The sequence below is a fragment of the Methylobacterium gnaphalii genome (assembly GCF_007992215.1).
In the GTDB taxonomy this organism is placed as follows: domain Bacteria; phylum Pseudomonadota; class Alphaproteobacteria; order Rhizobiales; family Beijerinckiaceae; genus Methylobacterium; species Methylobacterium gnaphalii.
On the sequence record NZ_BJZV01000004.1, the window covers coordinates 91,142 to 115,948 of the forward strand.

A 24,807-nucleotide genomic window follows, 5' to 3' on the forward strand; every position below is an offset into this window, starting at 1 on the left:
CTCACGCGAGGTTCTCCGGACCGAAGGAGGCCGGAAGAAGCTCGTCGAGGGTGAAGCGGGCGCGCAGGCCCATCGGATCGGCCGCGAGGACAGGTGTATCGGGGGCTGCGAATTCGCGGATACGCTGCCGGCAAGCGCCGCAGGGCGTCACCGCGGTGGGACCCTCGCCGAGGACTACGATCGCCGCGATGCACGTTCCGCCGCCCGCGATCATCGCGGAGATGGCGCCGGCCTCGGCGCAGCTGCCGACCGGATAGGCCGCGTTCTCGACATTGCAGCCGGCATGGATCCGGCCCGCCTCGTCGACCAGCGCCGCGCCGACGCGGAAGCGCGAGTACGGCGCATGGGCGCGCTCGCGCACCGCGCGCGCCGCCTCGAACAGCGCCTCGACGGCGGGATGATCCGGCGCGGAATCGGAGGCTTGCGGGACCGGGCTTGGCATGGCCGACCATAGGCCCGAGCTGCCGCCGCCTGTCGAGAGGTATCTCGGTTCGATCGACAATCGCGACCGGACGGCGTTATGACGCGATCGAACAGGCAGGAGTGGCAAGGATGCTCGGTCGCTACGATCGCGGATCACCCGGCGGCGAGGCGAAGGTCGAGTACGGCGACGGCACGATGCGGGTGGTCAAGCCCGGCAACTTCGTGCGCTGCGCCGTGACCGGCGAGGAGATCGCTCTCGATGCCCTGCGCTATTGGAGCGTCGAGCGCCAGGAAGCCTACGCGACCCCGGATGCTGCGATGCAGCGGCTCAAGGCGATCGGGCTAGCAGGCTGATCTCACGTCGATGACCGTGTCCCGGGACTCGCCGTAGGCGAGAACCTGGCCTCGAAGGCGCACGAAGCGTGCAATCCGCCCGTGATGCCGCTGTGCCCGTCGTAACGCGGGTCCAGCCGTGGATTCGGATTCCGCTGCGCTGCCCCGGAATGACGGTTGAGGGTATTGGCTCGGCCGGGTGGGGGCTGACGCTAGGCCGGTCGTGGCCCAAGCATCTCCTGCAGCTGCGCCCTCACTGTTACTTCGTTCTCGAACACCAACTCCACCGCGAGCGTCTGCGCGAAGTTCGGTGGCAGCCGGACGGCGTCCTTCTCGGTGGTAACGAGCGTTGCGCCGACCCGCTCGGCCGACTCTGCCAGGGCGTCCAACTCACTCTCCGTGAAGCGGTGGTGGTCCCCGAAGACCCGCGTTCCGACGAGAATCGCCCCCACACTCCGCAGCGTCTCGAAGAACTTTTGGGGCCGGCCGATTCCTGCGAAGGCAAAGACCGGCCGGCCGGCGAGGCCGTGATCGGCCCGCGGCACCAGCCGGCCGCGATGGACCGGCAGGCCGCGGCGTTCCGCCTCCCGCGCGATGGCACCGCTGGCAGCGCCGTCACCGATCAGCACGATCCCGCCGACATGCGGCCATTGCCGTGCGAGCGGCACCCGAAGCGGGCCGGCGGGAAAGGTCAGGCCGTTGCCGATGCCGGCCCCGGCATCGACCACGGCGAGCGACAAGTCCTTGGCGAGGGTCGGATTCTGTAGGCCGTCGTCCATCACGACCACGTCGGCTCCCCCCCCGGTGCAGAGCTGCGCGCCGGCCGGACGATCGCGCGAGACCACCGTCGTCGCGAAGCGTGCGAGCAGCAGCGGTTCGTCACCCACCGCATCGGCATCATGCCGAGAGGGATCGACGACGAGCGGCCCTTGCTCCCGACCGCCATAGCCGCGTGACAGGAAGGCCGGCCGCCGGCCCTGTTCGCGCAGCATCGTGGCGACCGCGATCGCTGTCGGCGTCTTGCCGGCGCCGCCAAGGGTGAGGTTCCCGATGCAGAGCACGGGGCAGGCGGCGCGCTCGCCCGGCTCATCCATGCGCTTGGCCGTGAAGCTCCCGTAAAGAGAGCCGGCCGGTGCAAGCAGACGTGCCAGCGGGGAGGGGGGCGTTCGCGCCCAGAAGCCGGGCGCGCGCATTCAGGCCGGGGTCCGGGCCGCGAGCTTGAGCTGCGCCACGAACGGATCGAGCACCGCGAGGGTGCGCAGGACAGCCCCCTCGAACGGCCGCAGGGCCGCCTGGCCCCGCTGCGCCATCACATCGATCCGGCGATGGTCGGCGAGCAACTCTCCGACGGCGGCCGCGAGGTCGCGCGCGTCGGTCACGGTCAGGGCACCGCCCGCCGCGTCCAGGGCACGGTAGGGCTCCGCGAAATTGGCGACGTTCGGCCCGTGCAGGACCGCGGTGTCGAGGCGCACCGGCTCGATCGGGTTCTGGCCGCCATGGGGCACCAGCGAGCCGCCGAGGAAGACGAGCCGGCTGAGCCGGTAGAACAGGCCGAGCTCGCCCAAGGTGTCGGCCACGTAGAGATCGATGGACGCCTGCGGCCGGCCATTCTTGGCGCGCCGGCTTGTGCGCAGGCCGGCGGCGCTGGCGCAGGCAGCGACCTCTTCGCCCCGGCGCGGGTGGCGCGGCACGATCACGGTGAGGAGGTTCGGCAGCCGCTCCTTGAGCAAGGCGTGCGCCTGGGCCACCACTTCGTCTTCACCGGGATGCGTGCTTGCCGCGACCCAGACCGGCCGGTCGCCGACCATATCGCCGAGATAGGCGAGCTGCTGCGCGTCGGCCGGCGGCACCGCGGAATCGTATTTGAGATTGCCGACCACTTTCACGCGCGGCGCCCCCAGGCGCAGGAAGCGCTCGGCATCGTCCGTGGTCTGGACGAGGCAGACCGAGATGCGGGCGAGCAGCGCGGCAGCAGTGCGCGGCGAGCGCGCCCAGCCCTTGAACGAGCGCTCCGACATTCGGCCATTGACGAGGATCAGCGGCACCTCGCGCCGGTGCAGTGAGATCACGGTGTTCGGCCAGATCTCGGATTCGGCGATCACCGCGAGGTCGGGCTGCCAGTGGTCGAGGAAGCGCTCCACCCAGCGCGGCGCGTCGAGCGGCATGTACTGGTGGACCGCTCCAGGGGGCAGCCGCGAGCCGAGGAGTTCCGCCGCGCTCCTCGTGCCAGTCGTCACGAGCACGGAGAAGCCGCGCTCGATCATGCCCTGGATCAGCCCGATCAGCGAGAGTGATTCGCCGATGCTGGCGCCGTGCATCCAGACGAGGTTTCCGGCGGGCCGCGCTCGGCCTGGGCGCCCCCGACGCTCGGGCAGGCGCCCCGGATCCTCCTTGCCGCGCCGTGAGCGCCAGGCCAGGAGGCCCGCGACGGCCGGCTCGCCGACATACAGGCCGTAGCGATAGGCCTGCAGCGTGATGGGGAGCGACGGCGCTCTCATGCCGGATTCCCGACGCGGTCCGTACGCCCGACCAGCGTGTAGGCCTGGTCGTGAACGCGGTTCAGCTCGGTCTGAACCTTCATGCGCAGGCTGTCGACGAGCTCGGGCTCGACCTCGCGCGGCACCCAGATCGGCTCGCCGAACACCATGGCCCCCCGGCCAAAGGGCAAGCCGAGGCAGGCCCGGTCCCAGGAATTGAAGCGAATGTGACGGCTCGTCACCACGGCAACCGGCAGGATCGGCCGGCCCGAGAAACGCGCGAGCATGATGATACCGGCATCGCAGACTCGCGAGACCTTCGGCACGTCGGCCGAGAAGCAGACGGTGTCGCCGCCTTTGAGCGCGCGCACCATGGCGCGAAGACCCTCGGCGCCGCCCTTGGCCTTGGCGTCGCGCACCACACGGCCACGGGCACCGGAGGCGCGCATCACCCGCACGCCCATTCTTTCCAGAGCGTAGGTGTTGATGTTGCCGTCCGGCGACTTGGAGATGATCGTGGCGATGCGGTCGTGCGGGCGTTTCATGAACGAGATCATGATGTGCTGGCCGTGCCACATCGCGGCGATGAACGGGCTGGTCTCATCGAGCCAGGCATCGGGTGCGGCGGGAACCACGGTGAAGCGGTTGGTACGCTGCACGAGGTTCAGATAGCCGTAGGCGGCGAGGCCGAGAGCCTTCTGCACGAGCGGCTTGCGGCCGATGGTCTTGATGAGGCCCATGTGCCGGGGGCGGTCTCCCGCTCTTCGCGCGCTGCTGCCGGAGGCCGCGACGGCCGCGGTCGGCGAGACGCGGCTCTGTACTCTTAGTTAAGATTGGCGCGCAACCTCGCCGGCCTGCGAAACGTCGTGCGGTTGACCTTCGGCCCGACTGCGGCACATGCGGGCCCATCAGTCATTCACTCACGGTCGCGTGGCCTCGATCCCTCGCCGATGTTCCGTCTCGCCCACATCACCGATCCACATGTCGGGCCGCTGCCCCGGCCGAAGCTGCGCCAACTCCTGAGCAAGCGTGCCACCGGCTTCATGAACTGGCATCGCGGGCGTGGCCGCCACCACGACATGGACCTGCTGGCGGCTCTCCTCACAGACCTCCACCAGCAGGATTGCGACCACATCGCCTGCACGGGCGACCTCTGCAATATCGGCCTGCCCGACGAGTGGGAGACGTCTCGGATCTTCCTCGAAGCCCTCGGCGCGGCCGACCGTGTGAGCTTCGTGCCGGGCAACCACGACGCCTATGTGCGCGGCTCCCTCGAAGGCCTGCTCGCCGCCTGCGGTGCCTGGACGGCGGGCGAGGATGGCCGAAGCGGCGCGTTTCCCTATCTGCGCCGCCGCGGCCCGCTGGCCCTCGTCGGACTGTCCTCGGCGATCCCGACCAAGCCTTTCGCCGCGACCGGACGGGTCGGGCCGACGCAAATTGAGGCAGCCGAGCGGCTGCTTCGTGCGCTGGCTGATGAACCCGAGCCTCCCTTCCGGGTCGTCATGATCCACCATCCGCCTCACCCCGGCGGCGCGCGCCCCGGCCGCGAGTTGAAGGATGCGGAGGCCTTTATCGCGATGATCGCCCGCGCCGGCGCCGAGCTCGTTCTGCACGGACACAATCACGTCGGCAGCGTCGCCTTCGTCGAGGGGCCGAACGGGGCGATCCCGATCGTCGGCGCGCCCTCGGCCTCGGCCCGCAGCATCCGCGAGCATCATCGGGCCTCGTACTACCTCTACGATATCGTGAGGGACGGTGGCCGGTTCGCGATCACGGCGGCGGAACGCGGTCTGACTGCGGAGGGGACGATTGGCCCGTTGCGCCCTCTGGCCCTGATACGGGCATGAAAAAAGGCGCGGACCGCACCGGGTCTGCGCCTTCTTCTAGTCCGATTGAGTGGCTCAGCCTACGACTGAGATCGGAGTACCGCGCTGCTGCTGCCGGGCAATGCTCGCCTCGTAGCGCTCTGCCTGAAGGCGCGTCAGCCCTGCAACGAGGGCCATCGTGCCGCGATAGACCGTGTAGGTGCCGTCCTGCGTAGGTTTGACGCGAATCGCTTCCTGCATGCGTTGGCTCCCTGCCCCCATGACAATCGTTCTCGGACGCGACTGAATGGGGTCATGCTACCTCGGTCGCGCCTTCCGACAAGGGTGTTGGACCGCGTGAAAACCAACATTCGTCGCTGCAGCGCGGAAGGCATTGCAGGGCAGCCGACACCTTGGCTTGTGGATCTGAGGTATGCGCAGCAATGGCTCGTTCCGAGAGCGAATTGCCAAAACTGCGTAAGTATCGACGGGACGTTTATTATCGGCGTCGTGTCCGATCTCGGCCCCTTGAGCGATGATCGATTGTGCCGTGCAGCGAGAGCGGATGGGGCGCCCTGAGCCGTCCTCGCTTGGATCAATTTTTGTCACGCCAATGTGAATATGTCGCAGCCGCCGTCGGCCCATCCGAGGTCGGGAGATCGCTCTGACTCTACGGGTCGCGCCGACGCCAGGGCACCATCGCGTGCGGCGATGCAGTTTAGCTGTTCATGAAAATCAGATTTCGGTGCATCGACCTAAAAATCTATTCTTGTGAAAGTTGGCATCAAGAATTTGGTGACAGCGTCGCAGGCTCGGGAACGCGTGGTGGACTCATGCCAAGTGAGGCGCTCGTCAAGTTTCTTGCGAATTCGGGAGGTGTGGGCGGCGAGCCGTCCGGCGACTCGCCTGTGCGCGAACGGCGCAGTGAGCCCCGCATGCCGACCAACTGGATCGCCAAGATCCTATTGTCCAGCGGCGAAGAGATCGCCTGCACCGTGAAGGACGTCTCGAAATCGGGCGCACGACTAGGCCTGCCTGATACGGTTGCGCTGCCGGAAAGCTTTCAGCTCAAGGTGGTCGGCTACGACTTCCTGTTCAACGTCCGGGCGGTCTGGCGGAGCGGCCACTGCGCCGGTGTACGGATCGAGCGATTCGGGAGGCAGCCGCCTCCCGTGACCAAGCCGGAGGAGCCGAAGCCTGCGGCCGAACCGGCCAAGACCCAGACCGTGCTGGTGAGCCGGCGGAGCCGCTTTTCCTTGTCTTGATCAGTTGCCGAGCGCCGAGCCGGAGAAGTGCGTGGCAGCGAGGTCGTCGCCTGGGCTGCGTGCCGAGAATTGGGTCGCGACGGCGTCGACGGCGAAGATGTCCTCCGGCGCCTCGTCCGGCTTCGATTGGATGGCGGCGAGGCGGATGGGGACATCGCGGCGGGCCGGCTCGGAAGCGCCCTGTGCCTGCGTTGAGAACAGCGCGCGCAGGTGATCGCGCGCATCGGCTTCGGCCGGGAGCAGATGGAATGCGGCCGAGGTGACTGGCCCGGTGCCGAGCGCGAAGTTGGCGAGACCGGCATTGCCGATGCCGGCCACTTGGACGGCACGCCCTGGCGGGAGCGGCGCTGCGATGGCGGCGGCGAGAGCGGCGAACTCCGCAGGACGGCGCGGCGGAAGCGGTGCGACGCGGGCCGAGCCCTCGTTGGAGGTCTGCTCCGTCTTCTCGGCGGTGAGCAGGGCCTTGGCGGAGGGTGTGTCGCTACCCTCCCGGCGCAGCATGGCGTTGCGCAGGGTATCGGTACTGTTCGGCGCGGCGTAGGCGAGCGCCTGCCGGGCGCCGGTCGCATCGTTCGGGTCCGCGCTGGCGACGGCGATCGTCGCCTTGCCGCGCGCCTTGCCCGGCGTGGCGGCGGGGGTCGAGGCGGCGCTGTCGGAGCCGCCGAACAGGCCGGCGAAGAATCCTTTCAGGCTCGGGCCGTCATCCATCGCGTCGGCCGAGGCGACTGCCGTGTAGCCGAGCACGGTGCCGCCACGGGCCAGAATCTCGGCACGTGCTTCCTCATAACGCGGGAAGGGCTTGCCGTTGGCAGGCAGGTGGACGGTCTTGCCGTCGGGGAAGATGCGGGCGAGCTGATCATGCGTCATGCGCGGCCAGGCACGCACCGAGCCGACGTCGAGATGTACGAAGGGTGAGCCCGAGCGCGGATACCAGCCGACGCCGCCACGCTGCAGCCGGACGCCAGCGGCGCGGATGTCGTCGATCGAGGCGTCGGTCATGAAGAAGTCCATGGCCTTGCCGAGCGTGTGCTGGCTGTGCTCGGCGACGCCGCGGGAGCGGCGGCGCAGCATGCCGTTGGTCTTTGGACTGCGGTAGCCGCAGACGACGCGCAGGGGCTGCGTGGAGCCGATCGAGCGCTGCGCCTCCCAGACGACGTCGAACAGGCGCGGGTCCATCTTGATCGACTCGGCCTCGCGCCAGTCGCGCAGCAGCCAGTTGAGCTGATCGAGGGCAGCCTTGTCGTAGCGGCCGTCACGTTTGAACGTGACGGTGATGCTCTCCTTGGTGTGCTCGTGGATCAGGGAGAGCGTGCGGGTGTCGCCGTTGGCGACCGCGTTTTCGGTCTCGACCGTGCCGGCGAGCATCACGGCGGCAAAAGCCATCATCGAAACGATGTGCCGGGGGCGTCCACGCCGTGGCACCGCGGTGCCGGTGCGGCGGAGGCGGCCAAGCGAGAGCCCGGCGAGGATGCCGGCCCGATCCCGAAGCGATGTCAGCACGATGGTCTACCCCTCGCAGACGGCATGGTGCTCTGTGTCGGGCACAGGGCATCATGGTGGGCGCAAGGTTGTCGATGACCGTGATCGCGCGGCGACCGAGTCCTGATGCTGCTCACCCTCTCGTGAACTGGCTAAAGCTCAACCGTGGCGGAATCGTGCCGGGCAAGGTCTTGGGCGCATCGGCGCCTTGGAAACAGCGTTCCGAGACTGGCCGTATTGGGACGCACCTGCTTCTCGTATCGGTGTTTCGACGTTCCGCCTCACCACCACGTCCGGGATGCGGACGGCGCCGGTGCGGGCGTCCACAGGTCCGGCTCGCCATACTCGACCGGCGCCGCGCGCCTCGGGCGCATGACAGGCCGCGGCTCCGCGGATGCTCGCCGCGTCTCGCGGCGTGGTGAGGCCGGCCGCGTCGCGGTAACCGCCGGAGTGGACGGGACGCTCGCCACCCGGCGCGCAGGCTCCTTCGGCACCGACGCCATCGCACCCGGCCGCGTCGAGAGGCCGAGCGCCTCCTTGATGCGAGCATCGTAGCCGTAGAGGTCCGGCAGCGTCCGGTAGACGCCGGCATCGTCCACATAGGCCGTGAAATAGGCGATGTGGACTGGGAGTTTGTGCGGCAGCCTGATCGAGCGTTCGCCCTTGCCGATCAGCTTGCGCAGGCTCGCTTCGGTCCAGGTATCCGGCAGCACTGCGTCGGCGAAGCGGAAGGGGTCGTCGACGCGCACGCAGCCATGGCTGAAGGCGCGCTTCGCGGCCGAGAACAGCGAGCGGTTCGGCGTGTCGTGCAGGTAGACCGCGTGCTGATTCGGGAACAGGAATTTGATGAAGCCCAGGGCATTCTTCTCGCCGGGCGGCTGCCGCAGCGAGATCTGCCCGCGGCGGTTCACCACCTCGAAGCCGGCGGTCTTTCCGGAGGCGAGCATCTGCTTGAGGATCGAGGGCGGCACGTACCAGGATGGGTTTACCACCGCGGTTTCCATGGCGCCGGAGAAGATCGGCGTCGGGGAATCGGTCTTGCCGACGATCACGCGGGTCTCGTCGCGCATCACCCCGCCGCGATAGACCCGCAGGCGGAACTCGGGGACGTTGACCAGCACGTAGTCGGGGCCGAGCTCGCGCGGCAGCCAGCGCCAGCGCTCCATGTTGGAGATCAGCTCGGCTTCGTCCCCGCTGCGCGGCGCCGGTGACGGCGCGTCGGCAAGCGCCAGCGCGACGATGGTCGAGCGGGTCAGGTTGCCGTTATCCGGCAGGCCGCGGCTGCGCTGGAAGGCGGCGACCGCGTCGGAGACGGCCTTGTCGTAGCTCTCGGGCTCGCCGGGCGCCGCATCGAGCGTGCCGGCGCTGCGCGCGGGCAGGCCGAAATGCTCGCGCAGGAGCGGAACGCGCGGATCGCTCATTCCGACCTTGAGAACCGGACCGACCGGAAGGCGCAAGGGCTTGGGCACGCTCGCTGTCGATACCGGGTCCGCGCCGCGCAACGTGGCGAGCCGCCGCTTGAGGGCGAGGTAGCCCTCCTGGTTCGGGTTGTAGGCCTGCAGACGGTCGCCGGCCTCCGTGCCCGACACGGCGAGCTGGCCGAGCACCAGATCGGCCGGCATGATGTTGAGGTCCGGCGTGATCAGCTTCGAGATCGCGGCGAGGTTGACCCGGCCACCGCGGGCATCGCGTGCGTAGAGCACAATGGCGGCCGAGAGCTTCAGCTCGGCATCGGCGATCTCGGCCGGGGACATCGTGACGCCGGCGCCTGCTAGCACCGGAATCGGGTAGGCGCTCGGGTTGAGGCCGTCCTCGGCGGCGGCGCGTAGCCGCGTGATCAGGGATTGCGCGGCGGGTGTGAAGGCTCCGCCGTCGATCCAGACGGGTTTGTAATCGGCGATGGAGTAGAACACCTGCATCGCCTCGCGCTCCTTCGGCGTGAGGCGCGCCAGCAGCGGCTTGCCGTCCTTCAGCCGCGCGAGGATCGCCTCGCCCTGCGGGTCGAGCGCCTGCGTCGGAGCCGTGGGAGCGGCCGTCGCCGGCTGCTCCTCCTTGGCGGGTTCCTTGAAATCGGACTGGGGCGGCGTGTCGCTCGTCGGCGGCAGCGAGCCGAGATCGTCATGCGAGGCCGACGGAGAGGTAGCAGCCTCGACGGTCGCCGATGGCTCGACGGCGGCGCTGCGGATCGTCGATGACGGCTCGGCCTGCGGCGACTGCGCGCGCGCCAGCGTCGTCACGCCGACGGAGGATGCCAGCGCCATGGCCAGGACCGCGGCGGCCGCCCGCGATCCGTTCGACGAAACGCGCATGACGAAGTCTCCTCCAGTATGGCTCGAGGCCATACGGACTGTATGATTATCGTCTCAAGCACGGCCGTGTGCAACCGCACCGGTCCCCTCGAGACATGGCTTCGACGCGCTCTGTGTCGGGACGGCCACCCTTCTGTGACTGCCCTTGCGCGACCCTGTGGCGCTGTCACCGCACCGACATGGATGGCCTGTCCAGGGATCACCTTGGACAACCTCAGGCTGCGGCCTCGTCCTGCTTATCGTCGCCGTCGAGGCCCAGATCCTTGAGCTTACGGTAGAGGGTGGATCGGCCAATTCCAAGGCGGCGCGAGACCTCGGACATCCGTCCCCGATAGAATTGCAGGGCGAAGCGGATCACCTCGGCCTCGACCTCCTCCATCGTCTTCATCTCGCTCGTATCCTCGACGACGAGGGACATGGCGTGCGGGTCGCGCACCTCGACCCGGACGATCTCGCGCACCGGCTCCAGGCCACCGGCAGGCAGCATCGGCTGGCTCGGCAGCGGCGGGATGCGCACGTCGAAGCCTTCGACCTGCGCCGCGATCTGCGGGAATTCCGAGACCGAGAGCTCGTCGCCGTCGGCGAGCACCACGGCGCGGAAGAGAGCATTCTCGAGCTGGCGGACATTGCCGGGCCAGGGATAGCGGGTCAGCAACGCCATCGCCTCCGATGAGATGCCGCGCAGGCGCTTACCCTCCTCGGCCGCGAAGCGGGCGCAGAACGAGCGGGCGAGATCCGGGATGTCCTCGCGGCGCGCGCGCAGGGGCGGCAGGGTCATCGGGAAGACGTTGAGACGGTAGTAGAGGTCCTCGCGGAACTTGCCCTGCTTCACGAGATCCAGCAGCGAGCGGTTCGTTGCCGAGATCAGGCGGATGTCGACGCGCACCGAGCGCTTGCCGCCGACCGGGTCGACCTCGCCCTCCTGCAGCGCGCGCAGCAGCTTTACCTGGGCATCGAGGGGCAATTCGCCGATCTCGTCCAGGAACAACGTGCCGCCCGAGGCCTCGACGAACTTGCCGGCATGACGCTCGGTGGCGCCGGTGAAGGCGCCTTTCTCGTGGCCGAACAGGGTGGATTCGACGAGGTTGTCGGGAATCGCTCCGCAATTGACGGTGACGAACGGCTTGCCGCGGCGCTCGCCCGAGCCCTGAATGGCGCGGGCCAGCACTTCCTTGCCGACGCCGGATTCGCCTTCGATCAGGACGGGGATGTTCGACTTGGCCGAGCGCTCTGCGAGCCGCATCACCCGGTCCATGTCGGGGCTTTTCGAGGTGAGGTCCTTGAAGCCGAGTGCGCCGGAGGCGCGGCGGCGCATGCGGCGGACCTCCTCTTCGAGCTGGTCGACGCGCAGCGCGTTCTTGATCGAGACCTGAAGGCGCTCGGCGCCCGCAGGCTTCACCACGAAGTCGACGGCGCCGGCGCGCATGGCGTTGACCACTGCGTCGATCGAGCCGTTCGAGGTCTGTACGATTACCGGCGTATCGATGCCGCTCTTACGCATCTCCGCCATGACGCCGAGGCCATCGAGGCCACCCGGCATCACCATGTCGAGGAGCACCACGTCGATCTCGCCGCCGGCGCGCAGGGCGTTGAGGCCGTCGAGACCGTTCTCTGCCACGCGTGCCTCGAAGCCGAGCCGGCGCACCATGCTCTCCGTGAGGCGGCGCTGCACCGGATCGTCATCGACGATGAGGACGGTGGTCGACATGCAGGTCCCTCGCTTCTTGTTTGGGGACAGCCGGTTGCGCGTCCGGCTCGCCTCGTGGCGCGAGGCGTCCGGCGAACGGCATCGGGGCTGTTCCGTTTCGAAGCGCAGGGTCGCCGAAGAGCGTAAAGCTCCGCTTAACGACGTTGCGAGTTTTTGCCGGGCCGTGTGCGATCGGCATCTTTGAATACGATCTTTGCCGGGATTCCCTGCTGCCTCGTTGAACGGCCGCCGAGGCACGCGATATCAGGCGCTCACCCGCACCCGATGGGGCGGCCATGACGCCGCCGGAGAGCAGAACCCCATGTCGAGCCGAGCCTCAGCGCCCGCAGGATTGTCGATGGCGGCGCACAGCCCCGCCACCGCGAAGGCGATGGCCGACGCGGTCGGCCTCGGTCCGCTGCCGGAATGGGACCTGCGCGATCTCTATGCAGGCATCGACGCGCCGGAATACCGCGACGACCTCGCGCGGGCCGAGGCCGAGTGCCGGGACTTCGCCAAGACCTATGCTGGTCGGATCGCTGAACTCGCCGAGGGACCCGATGCCTCCGAGGCGCTCGGGGCGGCGGTGAAGGCCTACGAGGCGATCGAGGATCTGCTGGGTAAGCTGATGTCCTTTGCCGGCCTCGTCTATTCGGGCGACACCACCGACGAGGCTCGCGCGAAATTCTACGGTGATACCCGCGAGCGCCTGACCGCGGCCTCCGGCGACCTGCTGTTCTTCGGGCTCGAACTGAACCGGGTCGACGACGCGGTGATGGACCGTGCGACGGCCTCGGGACCGCTCGCCCACTACAAACCCTGGATCGACGACCTGCGGAAGGAGAAGCCCTTCCAGCTCGACGACCGGATCGAAAAGCTCTTCCTCGAGAAATCGGTTACGTCGAGCGCTGCCTGGGACCGCCTGTTCAATGAGACCATCGCGGCGCTCCGCTTCCCTGTCGGAGGCGAGAAGCTGCCGCTGGAGCCGACCCTCAACAAGCTGCAGGACCCGGACGGGGCGGTGCGCCGCGAGGCGGCCGGCGCGATCAGCGAAACGTTGCGGGCGAACCTGCGCGTGTTCACGCTGATCACCAACACGCTGAGCAAGGACAAGGAGATCTCGGACCGCTGGCGTGGCTTCAAGGATGTGGCCGATGCGCGCCATCTCTCGAACCGCGTAGAGCCGGAAGTCGTCGCCGCGCTGGTGGAGGCGGTGCGAGCCGCCTATCCGCGCCTGTCGCACCGCTACTATCGGCTGAAGGCGAAGTGGTTCGGCGTGGAGTCGTTGCCCTACTGGGACCGCAACGCGCCGCTGCCGAAGGTCGAGCAACGCACGATCCCCTGGACTGAGGCGCGCGATACGGTGCTCGACGCCTACGGCGCCTTCTCACCGGAGATGGCTGGGATCGCCCAAAGGTTCTTCGACAAGGGCTGGATCGATGCGCCGACGCGGCCCGGCAAGGCTCCGGGCGCCTTCGCCCATCCGACTGTGCCTTCGGTCCACCCCTTCGTGCTGGTAAACTACCAGGGCAAGCCGCGGGACGTGATGACGCTCGCGCACGAACTCGGCCACGGCGTTCACCAGGTGCTCGCCGCCGGCAACGGTGCGTTGATGGCCCCGACTCCGCTGACGCTTGCGGAAACGGCCTCCGTGTTCGGCGAGATGCTGACCTTCCGCCGCCTGCTCGCGGCCACCACGGACAAGACCCAGCGTCGCGCCATGCTCGCCGCCAAGGTCGAGGACATGATCAACACGGTGGTGCGCCAGATCGCGTTCTACTCGTTCGAGCGCAAGGTTCACCTCGCCCGCTCCAAGGGCGAGCTGACCGCAGAACAGATCAACGAGCTCTGGATGTCGGTTCAGGCCGAGAGCCTCGGTCCGGCAATTACCCTCGACAAGGGTTATGAGCCGTTCTGGGCCTACATCCCGCACTTCATCCACTCGCCGTTCTACGTCTACGCCTACGCCTTCGGCGATTGCCTCGTGAACTCGCTCTATGGCGTCTATGTGAAGGCCGAGGACGGGTTCGTGGAGCGTTACTTCGCCCTGCTGAAGGCCGGCGGCTCGAAGCCCTACGGCGAGCTGCTCCAGCCCTTCGGACTCGACGCGAGCGATCCGAGCTTCTGGCAGATCGGCCTCGGCATGATCGAGGGGATGATCGCGGAGCTGGAGGGGATGGAGGATTAACGTCTCTCCAATCGCTTGCGATCCGGCGTTCGATTAAACGACGCATGACGATGTCGGGGGCGTTGACGAGTAAGTTGGGACCCCGCTCGTCCATCGCGGCCAACAGCGGCGCTCTTGGTGACGCCCGCGGCGCACGGACCCAGCGCCCTGGTGTCGGCCACGCCTCGACTTATCTCGTGAGCGAAGACGCAACACGAGACAGAACCCGCCGATGGCCGAAACCGACCGCGAAGCCAACCGCTTCTCCGCCCGCGCGAGCCGTTATGCCAGCGTCGGCGCGAATATGGGTGGCGTCGCCGCGCGCATGGCGGCGGCGCGGCTGTTCGGAGGGGAGGGCACTACCAACGCCGCGGCCCTGGCCCAGGCGCTGGGCGGGCTCAAGGGCCCGATCATGAAGGTGGCCCAGCTGATGGCCACCATCCCCGACCTGCTCCCGCCCGAATACGCGACCGAGCTGCAAAAGCTGCAGGCCGATGCACCGCCCATGGGTGCCGCCTTCGTGAAGCGCCGGATGATGGCCGAACTCGGCGCCGACTGGCAGACACGGTTCAAGAACTTCGATCTCAAGCCCGCGGCAGCTGCCTCGCTCGGTCAGGTCCACCGGGCCATCTCGCTCGATGGCGTACCGCTCGCCTGCAAGCTTCAGTATCCGGACATGCAATCGGCCGTGGAGGCCGATCTCAAGCAGCTTGAGATGATCTTCGCCCTGCATCGCCGGATGAATTCCTGGCTCGATACCAGCGAGATCAAGAAGGAGATCGGGGCGCGGGTCCGCGAAGAACTCGACTACGCCCGCGAGGCCAAGCACGCCGCGCTCTACGGCACAGTGCTGAAGGAGGTCGACGCGGTGCGCGTGCCCGTGGTCGACCTGGACCTGTCCACCAAGCGCCTTCTGACCTTGGGTTGGCTTGACGGTGAGCGCATCCTGTCCTTCGCGGAGGCACCGGTGGAAATCCGCAACCGCATCGCGCAGGCGATGTTCAAGGCCTGGTGGCATCCGTTCAGCCGCGCGGCGGTGATCCACGGCGACCCGCATCTCGGCAATTACACCGTCTTCTCCGAGGGCGGCGAGGCGCAGGGCATCAACCTGCTCGATTATGGCTGCGTGCGGATTTTTCACCCGCGCTTCGTCGGGGGCGTGGTCGATCTCTATCGCGGCTTACAGAACGACGATCACGACCGCGTCGTGCATGCCTACGAGGTCTGGGGATTCAAGCGCCTCGATCGCAAGACCATCGACATCCTCAACATCTGGGCCCGCTTCATCTACGGGCCGCTGCTCGAGGACCGCACGCGTACGGTCGCCGATGGCGTCCAGCCCGGTGCCTATGGCCGACGCGAGGCGTTCTCGGTGCATCAGGCCCTGAAAGAGCACGGACCGGTGACGGTGCCGCAGGAATTCGTGTTCATGGATCGTGCTGCCGTCGGGCTCGGCGCGGTATTCCTACATCTGCGCTCCGAGCTTAACTACCATCGCCTGTTCGAGGACGAGATCGAGCATTTCTCGCTTGACTCCCTTGGTGGCCGGCAGAAGGCAGCTCTCGATGCGGTCGGCCTGAACTCACCGGTCTGAGAGATTCCCCAAATCAGTCGTTTGCCGACGGCCAAGCCGATTGCCGCTGCGAAAACCATGCGCTAAATCCGCCCGGGACCAGAATAAGACATATTCGAGGGAACGGGCTCGCAATGGCCGATACCAAGACCGTGTCCGGTGCGCTGTATAGCCCGGCAATGGACGAGAAAACTCACGAGCAGACCTACCGCGGCTTCGTGAAGTTCGTCGAGATCGGCACCGTGACCGTGCTGTGCTGGGTTCTCGCGCTTGCCGTCGGCGGCGTGCGTGAGGCGTGGCTGACTGCCATCGGCGGCGTTCTGCTCTCCTGGGTCGCTGCTGCGATTGGCGCCTTCGTCCCCTCGATCGGCTGGAAGGCTCCGGCCGTGGTGCTGGCGCTGCTCGCCCTGGCTCTGGTCTTCGGCTGAGCCTGCCCAGGCTTTCATCACGTTTCTGAGGCAGGTCGCGGCCGAGGTATCCGGCGGGTGCGGCCTGCACAGGTCAAAACATCATCAAATAGGCTCGGATACCGGCATCCCTGTGGGGATGTTGTAAGAACGGGAGCTCTTGAATGCGCATCGGCGTCTTGGCGGAATCGGATCCGGGAGAATCCCGGGTCGCGACCGTCCCCGACTTGGTCAAGAAGTACGTTGCGCTCGGTGCCGACGTCACCATCCAATCCGGTGCCGGCAAGGATTCCGGCATTCCCGATGCGGATTTCGAGGCCGCTGGCGCCCGGATCGTCGGCTCGGCCGCCGAGGCCGTCGGTGATGCCGACCTCGTCCTGAAGGTCCGCCGTCCCAATGCCGACGAGCTGAAATCCTTCAAGAAGGACGCCGTCGTCCTCGCCATCATGGATCCCTACGGCCGCGAGGCCGAGCTGAAGGCGATGGCCGATGCCGGCGTGTCAGCCTTCGCCATGGAGTTGATGCCCCGCATCACCCGTGCGCAGGTGATGGACGTCTTGTCCTCGCAGGCGAACCTCGCCGGCTACCGTGCCGTGATCGATGCCGCAGCCGAGTTCGGTAAGGCCTTGCCGATGATGATGACCGCCGCCGGCACCGTGCCTGCGGCCAAGGCCTTCATCATGGGCGTCGGAGTCGCCGGCCTCCAGGCCATCGCCACCGCCAAGCGCCTCGGCGCAGTGGTCTCGGCCACAGACGTGCGCCCGGCCGTGAAGGAGCAGGTCGCCTCGCTCGGCGGCAAGTTCATCGCTGTCGAGGACGACGAGTTCAAGCAGGCCGAGACCTCGGGTGGCTACGCCAAGGAGATGTCGGCTGAGTACCAGAAGAAGCAGGCCGAGCTGGTCGCAAGCCACATCGCCAAGCAGGACATCATCATCACCACCGCGCTGATCCCGGGCCGTCCGGCCCCGAAGCTCGTGTCCAAGGCGATGGTCGATTCGATGAAGCCGGGTTCGGTCATCGTCGACCTGGCTGTCGAGCGCGGCGGCAATGTCGAGGGCGCCAAGCTCGGCGAGGTCGTCACCACCGAGCACGGCGTGAAAATCGTCGGCTTCGCCAACGTTCCGGGCCGCCTCGCCGCTACGGCCTCCGGCCTCTACGCCAAGAACCTCTTCGCTTTCGTCGAGACCATGGTCGACAAGGAGTCGAAACAGCTCGCGGTGAAGTGGGACGACGAGCTCGTCAAAGCGACGAACCTCACCCGTGACGGCCAGGTCGTCCACGACTCGTTCAAGTCCAAATCCGAAGCTTCCGCGCCCGAGGCCCCGGGTTTCGACGCAACCAAACCCGCTACGCCTGCGACCGGGGAGAAATAAGAATGGCTACTCTTCCCTCGGGTGCGGCGGCCGACCAGGCCCAAGCCGCTGCTGCTGCCGCTCGCGCGGCTGCCGACATTGCCCGGCAGAATGCCGATTACGCCCAGAGCATCGCCGACGGCCTCGGCCACGGTGCTGCAGCCATCACGCACGGCGCGGTCGACCCAACCGTGTTCCGCCTCGCGATCTTCGTTCTCGCGATCTTCGTTGGCTACTACGTGGTCTGGTCGGTGACCCCGGCGCTGCACACGCCGCTGATGTCGGTCACCAACGCGATCTCGTCGGTCATCATCGTCGGCGCGCTGCTCGCCGTCGGCGTGCCGCTGGTCGAGCAAGGCACCGGCTGGGCCCGTGCCTTCGGCTTCATCGGAATCGTGCTCGCCAGCGTGAATATCTTCGGCGGCTTCCTCGTCACTCAGCGCATGCTCAGCATGTACAAGAAGAAAGCCTGAGCCGATGTCTGAGAATATCTCCTCGCTTCTCTACATCGTCGCCGGCGTCATGTTCATCATGGCGCTGCGGGGGCTCTCGCACCCGACGACCTCTCGTCAGGGCAACTATTACGGCATGGCGGGCATGGCGATTGCCGTGCTCACCACGCTGATCGGCCATCCGCCCGCCGGCGGAAGTGCCTGGCTCCTGGTGCTGCTCGGCCTCGCCATCGGCGGCGGCATCGGTGCCGTGATCGCCAAGCGCGTGCCGATGACGGCCATGCCGGAGCTCGTCGCCGCCTTCCACTCTCTGGTCGGTATGGCTGCGGTCTTCGTTGCGGCCGGCGCGCTCTACGCTCCGCAGGCCTTCGGCATCGTCGAAAACGGCCATATTCATCGGCAGTCGCTATTTGAGATGGGCCTCGGCGTCGCGATCGGCGCGATCACTTTCACGGGCTCAGTCATCGCTTTCGCCAAGCTGTCGGGCCGCATGTCCGGCAAGCCGATCATCCTGCCGCAGCGTCACCTGATCAACATCGGTCTGGCTGCGCTCCTGGTGGTGCTGCTTGCCGTGTTCATCGGCGGCGAGAGCAAGGCGGTGTTCTGGCTGATCGTGCTGATATCGCTGGCGCTCGGCGGCCTGCTGATCATCCCGATCGGCGGCGCGGACATGCCCGTCGTCATCTCGATGCTCAACTCGTACTCGGGCTGGGCCGCGGCCGGCATCGGCTTCACCCTGGGCAACCTCGCCCTGATCATCACCGGCTCACTGGTGGGCTCGTCGGGTGCGATCCTGTCCTACATCATGTGCCACGCGATGAACCGGTCGTTCTTCTCGGTCATCCTGGGCGGCTTCGGCGGCGAGACCGCCGGCGGCGGCGCGGGTGGCACCCAGGAGCAGCGTCCGGTCAGGCAGGGTTCGGCGGACGACGCCGCCTACCTGATGAAGAACGCCGAGCGCGTCATCATCGTCCCGGGCTACGGCATGGCCGTCGCCCAGGCGCAGCACTCGCTGCGTGAGATGGCCGACCTGCTTAAGAAGGAAGGCATCGAGGTGAAGTACGCGATCCACCCGGTCGCGGGCCGCATGCCGGGCCACATGAATGTGCTGCTTGCCGAGGCCAACGTGCCCTACGACGAGGTCTTCGAACTCGAGGACATCAACAGCGAGTTCCGTGACGCGGACGTCGCCTTCGTCATCGGTGCCAACGACGTCACCAACCCGGCGGCGAAGACCGATAAAACCTCGGCGATCTACGGCATGCCTGTGCTCGACGTGGAGAACGCCAAGCAGGTGCTGTTCCTGAAGCGCGGCATGGGATCCGGCTATGCCGGCGTCGAGAACGAGCTGTTCTTCCGCCAGAACACCACGATGCTGTTCGGCGATGCCAAGAAGATGGTCGACTCGATCCTCAAGGCGATGTGATCCGCTGGCTCGGCCCGGGATTTCGAGTCCGGGCTGAGCCTCCCGCTCCAAACAAAAGCCCCGAGGCCCATACCGGCCTCGGGGCTTTTGTTTGCGTCATGCTTCAGCCTGTCGCGCCTACGAAGCGCGCCGAACGGCCCCATAGGAGGCACGCTTTCGGCTGATACAGAATGCGGGTTGAAACGGAGGGCCAGATGTTCGGGCATCGGCCTAAATGTTTGATATCTTGGTCGGAGTGGCAGGATTTGAACCTGCGACCCCCACGTCCCGAACGTGGTGCGCTACCAGACTGCGCTACACTCCGAAGCACGGTTGAAAGCTCTGCTTTCAGCCAGCGAGCGGGCTTATAGCTGGGGGGCGTGGCCCCCGCAAGCGCATTGGGAAAAGGTTTTCCGGGCTCACGCCAGGTTGGTGGACCAGTCCGCGTCGAGGCTTCTCAGCAGGCAGGCTGGTCCTTCGCCTTGGATCGCGACGGCGCCGACATGGTCTGGCGCAGGATCGAGATGCTGAAGGCTCCAGCCTCGTGCTGCCTGTGCGGAGCCGTCGAGCGATACCAGCGCGGCGGGCTCCGGCGGGACCGCGACGACGAAGCGGTTGAGCGGAAAAGACAACCCCGCGCCCAAGGCCTTCACGAAGGCCTCCTTGCGCGTCCAGCAGGCGTAGAAGGCAGCCTGGCGATCGGCCGGCGGCTGGGCTTCTAGTGCCGCAATCTCGGCACGCGAGAAATGACTACGGGCAAGGCCTAGGCAGTCCGAGAGCGGCCGTGTCAGCTCGACGTCGACACCGATCCGCCCAGCCGGCGACAGGCCGATCAGGCCGATGCGCCCGGAATGCGACAGGTTGAATGCCAGCCGGTCCCGCCAGGGGCCGTCGAGTTCCGGCTTGCCGGCGGCACCTGAACGGAAGCGGAGCAGGCCCGGGTCAGTGCCGAGCGCCCCGGCCAGGATGTGGCGCAGCGCCGCGTGGCTGGCCGCGTAGCGGTCGCGATCTTCCAGGCGCAGAAACCGTGCGGCGCGAGCGCGCTCATCCTCCGAGAGCGCGGCTAGGCAGGCGTGGCGCCATATCTCGTCGAGCGTGAGATCGATACGCCAGACCGTAGGCTCCCGAAGAGGGCCCGGCTCGGCGATGGGCCAGCTCGTCACTGTCATCACGAGCTACCTTCGTCCAAAGTTGAATGGAGATGTGAGGGGCGTCTTCCGTATTCAGGCATGCTTTAGGCCCGATCAACGCCGAGCCTCATGTAGGGCTCGCTCCCGATCAGCAGTCGGACAAGGGGCAACTGGGCCGTGAATTCGGCAGTGCGGAGAGTTGCCACTGGCGCAAACGATCGTCGCCGTTTTGGCGCTCACAACAACGTGCAGCCTCGGCTTTCGCGCAATTTACGATGATTTCTAGCGATTTCGTTGCGCGGACGGAAATATGATTCCATGAACGGTATCGTACCGACCGTGCCACCTAGCGTTGATTGCTAAGCAGTATCTTCTTTTGAAATAATATCCTCAGGATTGAGGCGACCGCTACACTCGAACCCAACTAAGCCCGTAGACATCGAGCAGATTCCATCATGCCACATCCGCAAGTCCTGAGAGATATGGCGTTATTTGTGGAGGTCGCTAAACGCAAAAGCTTTAGTCAGGCTGCTGCGGCTCTCGGGATGCCTATATCATCGTTGTCGCGCCGAATAACATTATTCGAATCGGCGATTGGTTTGCGTCTTCTTGACAGGACAACGAGAAAACTTGTTCTGACCTCTTACGGAGAAGCCTACCTCAACCAGGCCACCCGATTGGTCGAAGAGGCTCAGCGTACCTTCGACGACATGGTGGCGCAGGCCAAGGGACCGAGCGGGTTGCTGAAGATCGCTGTTCCCCCGGACTTTTGGGTTCTGCGGCATCTCTCAGGCATCATCTCGGAATTCTCCCACGAGCATGAGAACATCCACGTCCACGTGGATCTCAGGCCGCCGCCCGTTGATCTCGTGGGCGACAATTACGATCTCGCCATTGCCATTGAAGAGCCGCGCGAGACGTCCCTGATCGTACGCAAGGTCGGTGATCTCGAGAACGCGCTGTTCGCCTCACGGTCGTACATGCTCGCCCACGGGCGGCCGGAGCATCCGCAGCAGCTTCCCCAACACCGTGTGATCCTCCCGGCGCAGGGAACCAGTGCCAAATGGGTGCTAACCCGCGGCAGCGAGACGGCGACCGTCGCGGTGACCGGGCCGGTCTCCTGCAACAGCCTGAGTCTTGCGCGGCAGTTCGCCGTGTCGGGCCAAGGCATCACTGCGGCGAACATGATCAACGTTGAGCGTGATCTGAACTCTGGCAAGCTGGAGCGCGTTCTACCGGATTGGTGGCTGCCGCCTACGCCTGTCTATATCGTGACCACCTCCCGGCTCTTGCCAGCGAAGGCCCGCAGCTTCATCGATTTCGCTACGCGGCGCCTCAATGCGATCCTGGTCGCCGTTGCCCGCGGCACCCCGGTCCCTGAGACCTACGCCGACGAGTCCCGTAAGGACCACGCGCCGCAGCCCATGTTCGCGGTCCGGTCCTGACCGGTCCTGCTCGAAGGAAAATGACGCTCTAAAGGAAAAGGCAGCGGAGCTGTTGGTGCTCTGCCGTCTGTCCGCCCGCGCCAGCTTGGTATCAGGCGTAGATGTTGTTCGCTGAATTCGGAAAACGGTCTGCCAGCGCGCGGCGGAGCTTCTCTAAAGCGCGGTTCTCGATCTGCCGTACGCGCTCCTTCGAAATGCCGAGGCGGTGCCCGAGAGCCTCCAGCGTCGCTTGATCCTCGGCGAGACGGCGCTCACGCAGGATGCGCAGTTCACGTTCGGACAGCACCGTGAGGGCTTGCTTGAGCCAGTTCAACCGGCGCTCGCCGTCGACCGTGGCGGTGACCGTCTCGTCCGGCAGGGCGGCGCCGTCGACGAGGAAGTCCATCCGCTCGGAGGAGGCCTCGCTCTCCTCGCCGACCGGGGCGTTGAGCGACATGTCGGGTCCCGACAGGCGTGCATCCATCAGGGCGACGTCCTGGGTCGAGACGCCAATCGCCGTGGCGATGCGGCTGTGAATTTCGGAGCCGACCTGCTCCTCAGTGGATTGCATGAGGCGAGCGCGCAGACGGCGCAGGTTGAAGAACAGGGCCTTCTGGGCCGAACTGGTCCCGCCGCGCACGATCGACCAGTTGCGCAGGATGTAGTCCTGGATCGAAGCGCGGATCCACCAAGTGGCATAGGTGGAGAAGCGGACTTCCCGCTCCGGCTCGAACCGGGCTGCGGCTTCCATGAGACCGACATGACCCTCTTGGACGAGATCGGCCATCGGCAGGCCATAGTGGCGGAAGCGACCGGCGAGCGCGATGACGAGGCGCATATGGGCTGAGATCAGGCGATGCAGAGCACGTTCGTCGCCCTTGTCCTTCCAGCTGACGGCGAGGCCACGTTCTTCGTCCCTCGCAAGAAATGGCGCCTCCATCGCGGTCCGAATGAACTGACGCCGAATCCCTGCGATTTCCGCCATCCCCGTCGTGCCTTTCTGGTGCAAGTCTTATGGCAGCAAGGGTACGGCAACGGCTGACCGTGTCGCGCGGACTCTGCTGGGCGTAACCACAACACGTTTGCGCCCAACGTTGTTCCGCATTTTTCGCGCTGCAAGGTGGAACGGGCCAACAGATTTTCAAGCCATCCGAAAGGAGGGCCAAAACAAAAAACCCGGCGCAAATACGCCGGGTTTGAAGGTCGTCTTAACGAGGAGAAGGTGCCGATCAGGCTGCCTCCTCCTGCACGTCGTCGCTATCGGCCTCGCCGTCGGTCTCGGCATCGGCCTTGGCGCGGCGTGGCGACTTGGCAAGACTCTGCTCGATGAGCTTCAGCGCCTCGGTCTCGGTGATCTTGTTCACCGAGGAGATCTCGCGGACGATCCGGTCGAGCGCGGCCTCGTAGAGCTGGCGCTCGCTGTAGGACTGCTCAGGCTGCGCCTCAGAACGGTACAGGTCGCGTACCACCTCGGTCACCGAGATCAGGTCGCCGGAATTGATCTTCGCCTCGTATTCCTGGGCGCGGCGCGACCACATGGTACGCTTCACGCGGGCGCGGCCGGTCAACACGTCGAGTGCCTTCTTGACCAGGTCCGGCTCGGCGAGCTTGCGCATGCCGACGCTGTTGGCCTTCGCGGTGGGAACGCGCAGGACCATCTTGTCCTTCTCGAAGGAAACGACGAACAGTTCGAGCTTGTAGCCAGCGATCTCTTGCTCTTCGATCGCGGTGATGCGACCCACGCCATGGGCGGGATACACGACAGCCTCGCCGGTCTTGAAGCCCTGACGGCCGGTGGTCGTCGTCTTCTTGGCTGTGGTCATGCGAGAAGGGCTCCAGATCATCGCGCGCGGAAGCGTGTCCGCGCAAGGTCACTTCCGGGTTGGGAGACCCGGCTCATACCACTCGACCGACCGGAGCGTCCCTTGCTCCCGCCGGCTCCCAGGCCTGCCACACGATCAAGCAAAGACTGATCCGCCACGGAAAGCGAGGTGGCTTTCCGTAGGCGATCACATGCAACCTCTGTCCAAAGCTGGAACCGCAAGGAGGCGGCGGAGGGAGCACGTCAAGCGAGAGCGACGGCAGACTTATGTCTACCACAATCCGGGCTTCGAATCAAAGGATTGTCGTGGCGTGACAAAGGCTCCGCACAAGCGGTACGCCCTTCTGGCGGTCCCCATGGCATCTCTGCCGGCTGCCTCAATCTTGTCCAGCGAGAGGCTGCTTCCCCGAGTGACTGCGGCTCTCAGTCGCCGGAGCCAGCATTGGCGGAGAAGTGTGCTTCGAACTTGTTGGCCACCCCGTCCCACTCCTTGGCGTCGGCAGGGGCGTCCTTCTTCTGGGTGATGTTGGGCCAGCTCTTGGAATAGTTCGCGTTGAGCGTCAGCCAGCTCTCAAGACCCGGCTCGGTATCCGGCTTGATCGCCTCGGCCGGGCATTCCGGCTCGCAGACGCCGCAATCGATGCACTCATCCGGATGGATGACGAGCATGTTCTCGCCCTCGTAGAAGCAGTCCACCGGGCACACCTCGACGCAGTCCATGTACTTGCACTTGATGCAGTTGTCGGTGACGACGTAGGTCATGGGCTGCTTGGTCCTCGGTACGCTTTCTCGGGCCTGTCCTGCCGCGTGTAATGACGAACCTGCTGTGGTCCGTCGAGCGTCGGTTTCCCGTTCCGTGACGTACAGGGTTTCGAGGTGCCTGCACGCTTCCGTGCGCCTTAGACCCTGCCTTCGGGACTGACAAGCCGATGTGGACTGCGCGACGCTGGTCGGCGGCAGGGTGTCGCGCCGCCGCCATGCCGATGAACGGTTCGCTCAGGAAGACGTCGATTCCTCCAGCGGGGGATTAACGTCCTCGTAGAGCAGACGAGCCTCCGGCGCGGGGCCACGGCGCTCGCCTAGATCGCGTACCCTGACAAGCACCGTGCCGTGCGCTGCGGCGACCGTGAGAACGTCGCCGACGGCAAGGCCCTTCGCTGGGGCCTCAGCCCGCTTACCGTTGAGCCGCACGTGCCCCTCTGTGACGAGGCGCGCGGCTAGAGAACGCGTCTTGGCGAAGCGCGCGAACCAGAGCCACTTGTCGAGGCGCTGGCGACCGGGGTTCAAGCGAGACCTT

At 66.4% G+C, this 24,807-nt stretch carries 23 protein-coding genes and 1 tRNA gene; 10 read left to right on the top strand and 14 right to left on the bottom strand.

The genetic code is table 11. The features are described from left to right. Position 1: 1 nt before the first annotated feature. Positions 2–442 carry a cytidine deaminase gene (locus MGN01_RS04810; RefSeq protein WP_147045452.1) on the bottom strand — a complete coding sequence of 147 codons (441 nt, stop codon included), beginning with the start codon at positions 440–442 and terminating at the stop codon, positions 2–4. Positions 443–552: 110 nt separating this feature from the next. Between MGN01_RS04810 and MGN01_RS04815 the strand changes: the two genes are divergently transcribed. Continuing rightward, a complete protein-coding gene (locus tag MGN01_RS04815) occupies positions 553–777 on the top strand; it encodes a DUF2093 domain-containing protein (RefSeq protein ID WP_147045453.1) in 225 nt (74 codons plus the stop codon). A 191-nt stretch (positions 778–968) separates the two neighbouring features. Here MGN01_RS04815 and lpxK read toward each other — a convergent pair whose 3' ends face one another. From lpxK to MGN01_RS04830, 3 genes are read right to left on the bottom strand one after another with little or no spacing between them, the layout of a single operon-like run. Further along, positions 969–1,949, bottom strand: coding sequence for a tetraacyldisaccharide 4'-kinase (gene lpxK, locus MGN01_RS04820; RefSeq protein WP_147045454.1), 981 nt, complete (start codon positions 1,947–1,949; stop codon positions 969–971). Further along, positions 1,950–3,254, bottom strand: coding sequence for a 3-deoxy-D-manno-octulosonic acid transferase (locus MGN01_RS04825; RefSeq protein WP_147045455.1), 1,305 nt, complete (start codon positions 3,252–3,254; stop codon positions 1,950–1,952). Then, positions 3,251–3,973, bottom strand: a complete 723-nt coding sequence (locus MGN01_RS04830; RefSeq protein ID WP_147045456.1) for a lysophospholipid acyltransferase family protein — start codon at positions 3,971–3,973, stop codon at positions 3,251–3,253. The genes MGN01_RS04825 and MGN01_RS04830 overlap by 4 nt, the downstream gene beginning before the upstream one ends. Before the next feature lie 210 nt (positions 3,974–4,183). Here MGN01_RS04830 and MGN01_RS04835 point away from each other — a divergent pair, with 210 nt between their 5' ends. Next, positions 4,184–5,080, top strand: coding sequence for a metallophosphoesterase family protein (locus MGN01_RS04835; protein WP_147045457.1), 897 nt, complete (start codon positions 4,184–4,186; stop codon positions 5,078–5,080). 54 nt (positions 5,081–5,134) lie between these two features. Here the strand turns inward: MGN01_RS04835 and MGN01_RS23415 are convergent, their stop codons facing one another. After that, a complete protein-coding gene (locus MGN01_RS23415) occupies positions 5,135–5,299 on the bottom strand; it encodes a hypothetical protein (RefSeq protein ID WP_170245838.1) in 165 nt (54 codons plus the stop codon). 572 nt (positions 5,300–5,871) lie between these two features. On the opposite strand from MGN01_RS23415, the gene MGN01_RS23420 reads away from it, so the two are divergent. Further along, entirely contained in the window at positions 5,872–6,303 is a 432-nt protein-coding gene (locus MGN01_RS23420) for a PilZ domain-containing protein (RefSeq protein ID WP_280178536.1), read from the top strand. Here the strand turns inward: MGN01_RS23420 and MGN01_RS04845 are convergent, their stop codons facing one another. The 3 genes from MGN01_RS04845 to MGN01_RS04855 form a co-directional block, all read right to left on the bottom strand. Further along, positions 6,304–7,689: a peptidoglycan L,D-endopeptidase MepK gene (locus MGN01_RS04845; protein ID WP_147045641.1), complete on the bottom strand. Its 1,386-nt coding sequence runs from the start codon at positions 7,687–7,689 to the stop codon at positions 6,304–6,306. Positions 7,690–8,063: 374 nt separating this feature from the next. Next, positions 8,064–10,091 (bottom strand): L,D-transpeptidase family protein, encoded by a 2,028-nt coding sequence (locus MGN01_RS04850; protein WP_147045459.1) that lies wholly within the window; start codon positions 10,089–10,091, stop codon positions 8,064–8,066. A 214-nt stretch (positions 10,092–10,305) separates the two neighbouring features. Next, positions 10,306–11,799: a sigma-54-dependent transcriptional regulator gene (locus tag MGN01_RS04855; protein WP_147045460.1), complete on the bottom strand. Its 1,494-nt coding sequence runs from the start codon at positions 11,797–11,799 to the stop codon at positions 10,306–10,308. Between the two features lie 337 nt (positions 11,800–12,136). Here MGN01_RS04855 and MGN01_RS04860 point away from each other — a divergent pair, with 337 nt between their 5' ends. From MGN01_RS04860 to MGN01_RS04885, 6 genes are all read left to right on the top strand, one after another. Continuing rightward, on the top strand, positions 12,137–13,966 hold the full coding sequence (locus tag MGN01_RS04860; protein WP_238258326.1) for a M3 family oligoendopeptidase: 1,830 nt from the start codon (positions 12,137–12,139) through the stop codon (positions 13,964–13,966). Positions 13,967–14,177: 211 nt separating this feature from the next. Next, the gene (locus MGN01_RS04865; protein WP_147045462.1) at positions 14,178–15,539 is read left to right on the top strand and encodes an ABC1 kinase family protein; all 1,362 of its coding nucleotides are present in this window, start codon (positions 14,178–14,180) and stop codon (positions 15,537–15,539) included. Positions 15,540–15,652: 113 nt separating this feature from the next. After that, a complete protein-coding gene (locus MGN01_RS04870; RefSeq protein WP_147045463.1) occupies positions 15,653–15,946 on the top strand; it encodes an aa3-type cytochrome c oxidase subunit IV in 294 nt (97 codons plus the stop codon). Between the two features lie 143 nt (positions 15,947–16,089). After that, a complete protein-coding gene (locus MGN01_RS04875; protein WP_147045464.1) occupies positions 16,090–17,298 on the top strand; it encodes a Re/Si-specific NAD(P)(+) transhydrogenase subunit alpha in 1,209 nt (402 codons plus the stop codon). A 2-nt stretch (positions 17,299–17,300) separates the two neighbouring features. Beyond that, the gene (locus MGN01_RS04880; protein WP_147045465.1) at positions 17,301–17,750 is read left to right on the top strand and encodes a proton-translocating transhydrogenase family protein; all 450 of its coding nucleotides are present in this window, start codon (positions 17,301–17,303) and stop codon (positions 17,748–17,750) included. 4 nt (positions 17,751–17,754) lie between these two features. Continuing rightward, the gene (locus tag MGN01_RS04885; RefSeq protein ID WP_147045466.1) at positions 17,755–19,155 is read left to right on the top strand and encodes an NAD(P)(+) transhydrogenase (Re/Si-specific) subunit beta; all 1,401 of its coding nucleotides are present in this window, start codon (positions 17,755–17,757) and stop codon (positions 19,153–19,155) included. Between the two features lie 227 nt (positions 19,156–19,382). Here the strand turns inward: MGN01_RS04885 and MGN01_RS04890 are convergent. Further along, positions 19,383–19,459 (bottom strand) — tRNA-Pro (locus MGN01_RS04890). A gap of 94 nt (positions 19,460–19,553) precedes the next feature. Further along, positions 19,554–20,303, bottom strand: coding sequence for a 4'-phosphopantetheinyl transferase family protein (locus MGN01_RS04895; RefSeq protein WP_147045467.1), 750 nt, complete (start codon positions 20,301–20,303; stop codon positions 19,554–19,556). 416 nt (positions 20,304–20,719) lie between these two features. Here MGN01_RS04895 and MGN01_RS04900 point away from each other — a divergent pair, with 416 nt between their 5' ends. After that, the gene (locus MGN01_RS04900; RefSeq protein ID WP_147045468.1) at positions 20,720–21,709 is read left to right on the top strand and encodes a LysR family transcriptional regulator; all 990 of its coding nucleotides are present in this window, start codon (positions 20,720–20,722) and stop codon (positions 21,707–21,709) included. A 91-nt stretch (positions 21,710–21,800) separates the two neighbouring features. On the opposite strand, the gene MGN01_RS04905 is transcribed toward MGN01_RS04900, so the two are convergent. The 4 genes from MGN01_RS04905 to MGN01_RS04920 all read right to left on the bottom strand — a co-directional run bounded on the left by MGN01_RS04905 (position 21,801) and on the right by MGN01_RS04920 (position 24,797). Then, positions 21,801–22,673, bottom strand: a complete 873-nt coding sequence (locus MGN01_RS04905; RefSeq protein ID WP_147045469.1) for an RNA polymerase factor sigma-32 — start codon at positions 22,671–22,673, stop codon at positions 21,801–21,803. A gap of 244 nt (positions 22,674–22,917) precedes the next feature. Continuing rightward, the gene (locus tag MGN01_RS04910) at positions 22,918–23,511 is read right to left on the bottom strand and encodes a CarD family transcriptional regulator (protein WP_147045470.1); all 594 of its coding nucleotides are present in this window, start codon (positions 23,509–23,511) and stop codon (positions 22,918–22,920) included. Positions 23,512–23,933: 422 nt separating this feature from the next. After that, positions 23,934–24,272, bottom strand: coding sequence for a ferredoxin FdxA (fdxA, locus tag MGN01_RS04915; protein WP_147045471.1), 339 nt, complete (start codon positions 24,270–24,272; stop codon positions 23,934–23,936). A 234-nt stretch (positions 24,273–24,506) separates the two neighbouring features. Continuing rightward, positions 24,507–24,797, bottom strand: a complete 291-nt coding sequence (locus tag MGN01_RS04920) for an RNA-binding S4 domain-containing protein (RefSeq protein WP_147045472.1) — start codon at positions 24,795–24,797, stop codon at positions 24,507–24,509. Positions 24,798–24,807: the final 10 nt, after the last annotated feature.

What these genes read in the sequence shown, in the direction of transcription:
- MGN01_RS04870 (WP_147045463.1), top strand. Translation starts at nt 15,653, where the DNA reads ATGGCCGATACCAAGACCGTGTCCGGTGCGCTGTATAGCCCGGCAATG.
- MGN01_RS04900 (WP_147045468.1), top strand. Translation starts at nt 20,720, where the DNA reads ATGCCACATCCGCAAGTCCTGAGAGATATGGCGTTATTTGTGGAGGTC.
- MGN01_RS04845 (WP_147045641.1), bottom strand. Translation starts at nt 7,689, where the DNA reads ATGATGGCTTTTGCCGCCGTGATGCTCGCCGGCACGGTCGAGACCGAA.
- MGN01_RS04860 (WP_238258326.1), top strand. Translation starts at nt 12,137, where the DNA reads ATGGCGGCGCACAGCCCCGCCACCGCGAAGGCGATGGCCGACGCGGTC.
- MGN01_RS04910 (WP_147045470.1), bottom strand. Translation starts at nt 23,511, where the DNA reads ATGACCACAGCCAAGAAGACGACGACCACCGGCCGTCAGGGCTTCAAG.
- lpxK (WP_147045454.1), bottom strand. Translation starts at nt 1,949, where the DNA reads ATGCGCGCGCCCGGCTTCTGGGCGCGAACGCCCCCCTCCCCGCTGGCA.
- fdxA (WP_147045471.1), bottom strand. Translation starts at nt 24,272, where the DNA reads ATGACCTACGTCGTCACCGACAACTGCATCAAGTGCAAGTACATGGAC.
- MGN01_RS04885 (WP_147045466.1), top strand. Translation starts at nt 17,755, where the DNA reads ATGTCTGAGAATATCTCCTCGCTTCTCTACATCGTCGCCGGCGTCATG.
- MGN01_RS04905 (WP_147045469.1), bottom strand. Translation starts at nt 22,673, where the DNA reads ATGGCGGAAATCGCAGGGATTCGGCGTCAGTTCATTCGGACCGCGATG.
- MGN01_RS04855 (WP_147045460.1), bottom strand. Translation starts at nt 11,799, where the DNA reads ATGTCGACCACCGTCCTCATCGTCGATGACGATCCGGTGCAGCGCCGC.
- MGN01_RS04875 (WP_147045464.1), top strand. Translation starts at nt 16,090, where the DNA reads ATGCGCATCGGCGTCTTGGCGGAATCGGATCCGGGAGAATCCCGGGTC.
- MGN01_RS04865 (WP_147045462.1), top strand. Translation starts at nt 14,178, where the DNA reads ATGGCCGAAACCGACCGCGAAGCCAACCGCTTCTCCGCCCGCGCGAGC.
- MGN01_RS04850 (WP_147045459.1), bottom strand. Translation starts at nt 10,091, where the DNA reads ATGCGCGTTTCGTCGAACGGATCGCGGGCGGCCGCCGCGGTCCTGGCC.
- MGN01_RS04830 (WP_147045456.1), bottom strand. Translation starts at nt 3,973, where the DNA reads ATGGGCCTCATCAAGACCATCGGCCGCAAGCCGCTCGTGCAGAAGGCT.
- MGN01_RS04895 (WP_147045467.1), bottom strand. Translation starts at nt 20,303, where the DNA reads ATGACAGTGACGAGCTGGCCCATCGCCGAGCCGGGCCCTCTTCGGGAG.
- MGN01_RS04810 (WP_147045452.1), bottom strand. Translation starts at nt 442, where the DNA reads ATGCCAAGCCCGGTCCCGCAAGCCTCCGATTCCGCGCCGGATCATCCC.
- MGN01_RS04880 (WP_147045465.1), top strand. Translation starts at nt 17,301, where the DNA reads ATGGCTACTCTTCCCTCGGGTGCGGCGGCCGACCAGGCCCAAGCCGCT.
- MGN01_RS23415 (WP_170245838.1), bottom strand. Translation starts at nt 5,299, where the DNA reads ATGCAGGAAGCGATTCGCGTCAAACCTACGCAGGACGGCACCTACACG.
- MGN01_RS04815 (WP_147045453.1), top strand. Translation starts at nt 553, where the DNA reads ATGCTCGGTCGCTACGATCGCGGATCACCCGGCGGCGAGGCGAAGGTC.
- MGN01_RS04825 (WP_147045455.1), bottom strand. Translation starts at nt 3,254, where the DNA reads ATGAGAGCGCCGTCGCTCCCCATCACGCTGCAGGCCTATCGCTACGGC.
- MGN01_RS04835 (WP_147045457.1), top strand. Translation starts at nt 4,184, where the DNA reads ATGTTCCGTCTCGCCCACATCACCGATCCACATGTCGGGCCGCTGCCC.
- MGN01_RS23420 (WP_280178536.1), top strand. Translation starts at nt 5,872, where the DNA reads ATGCCAAGTGAGGCGCTCGTCAAGTTTCTTGCGAATTCGGGAGGTGTG.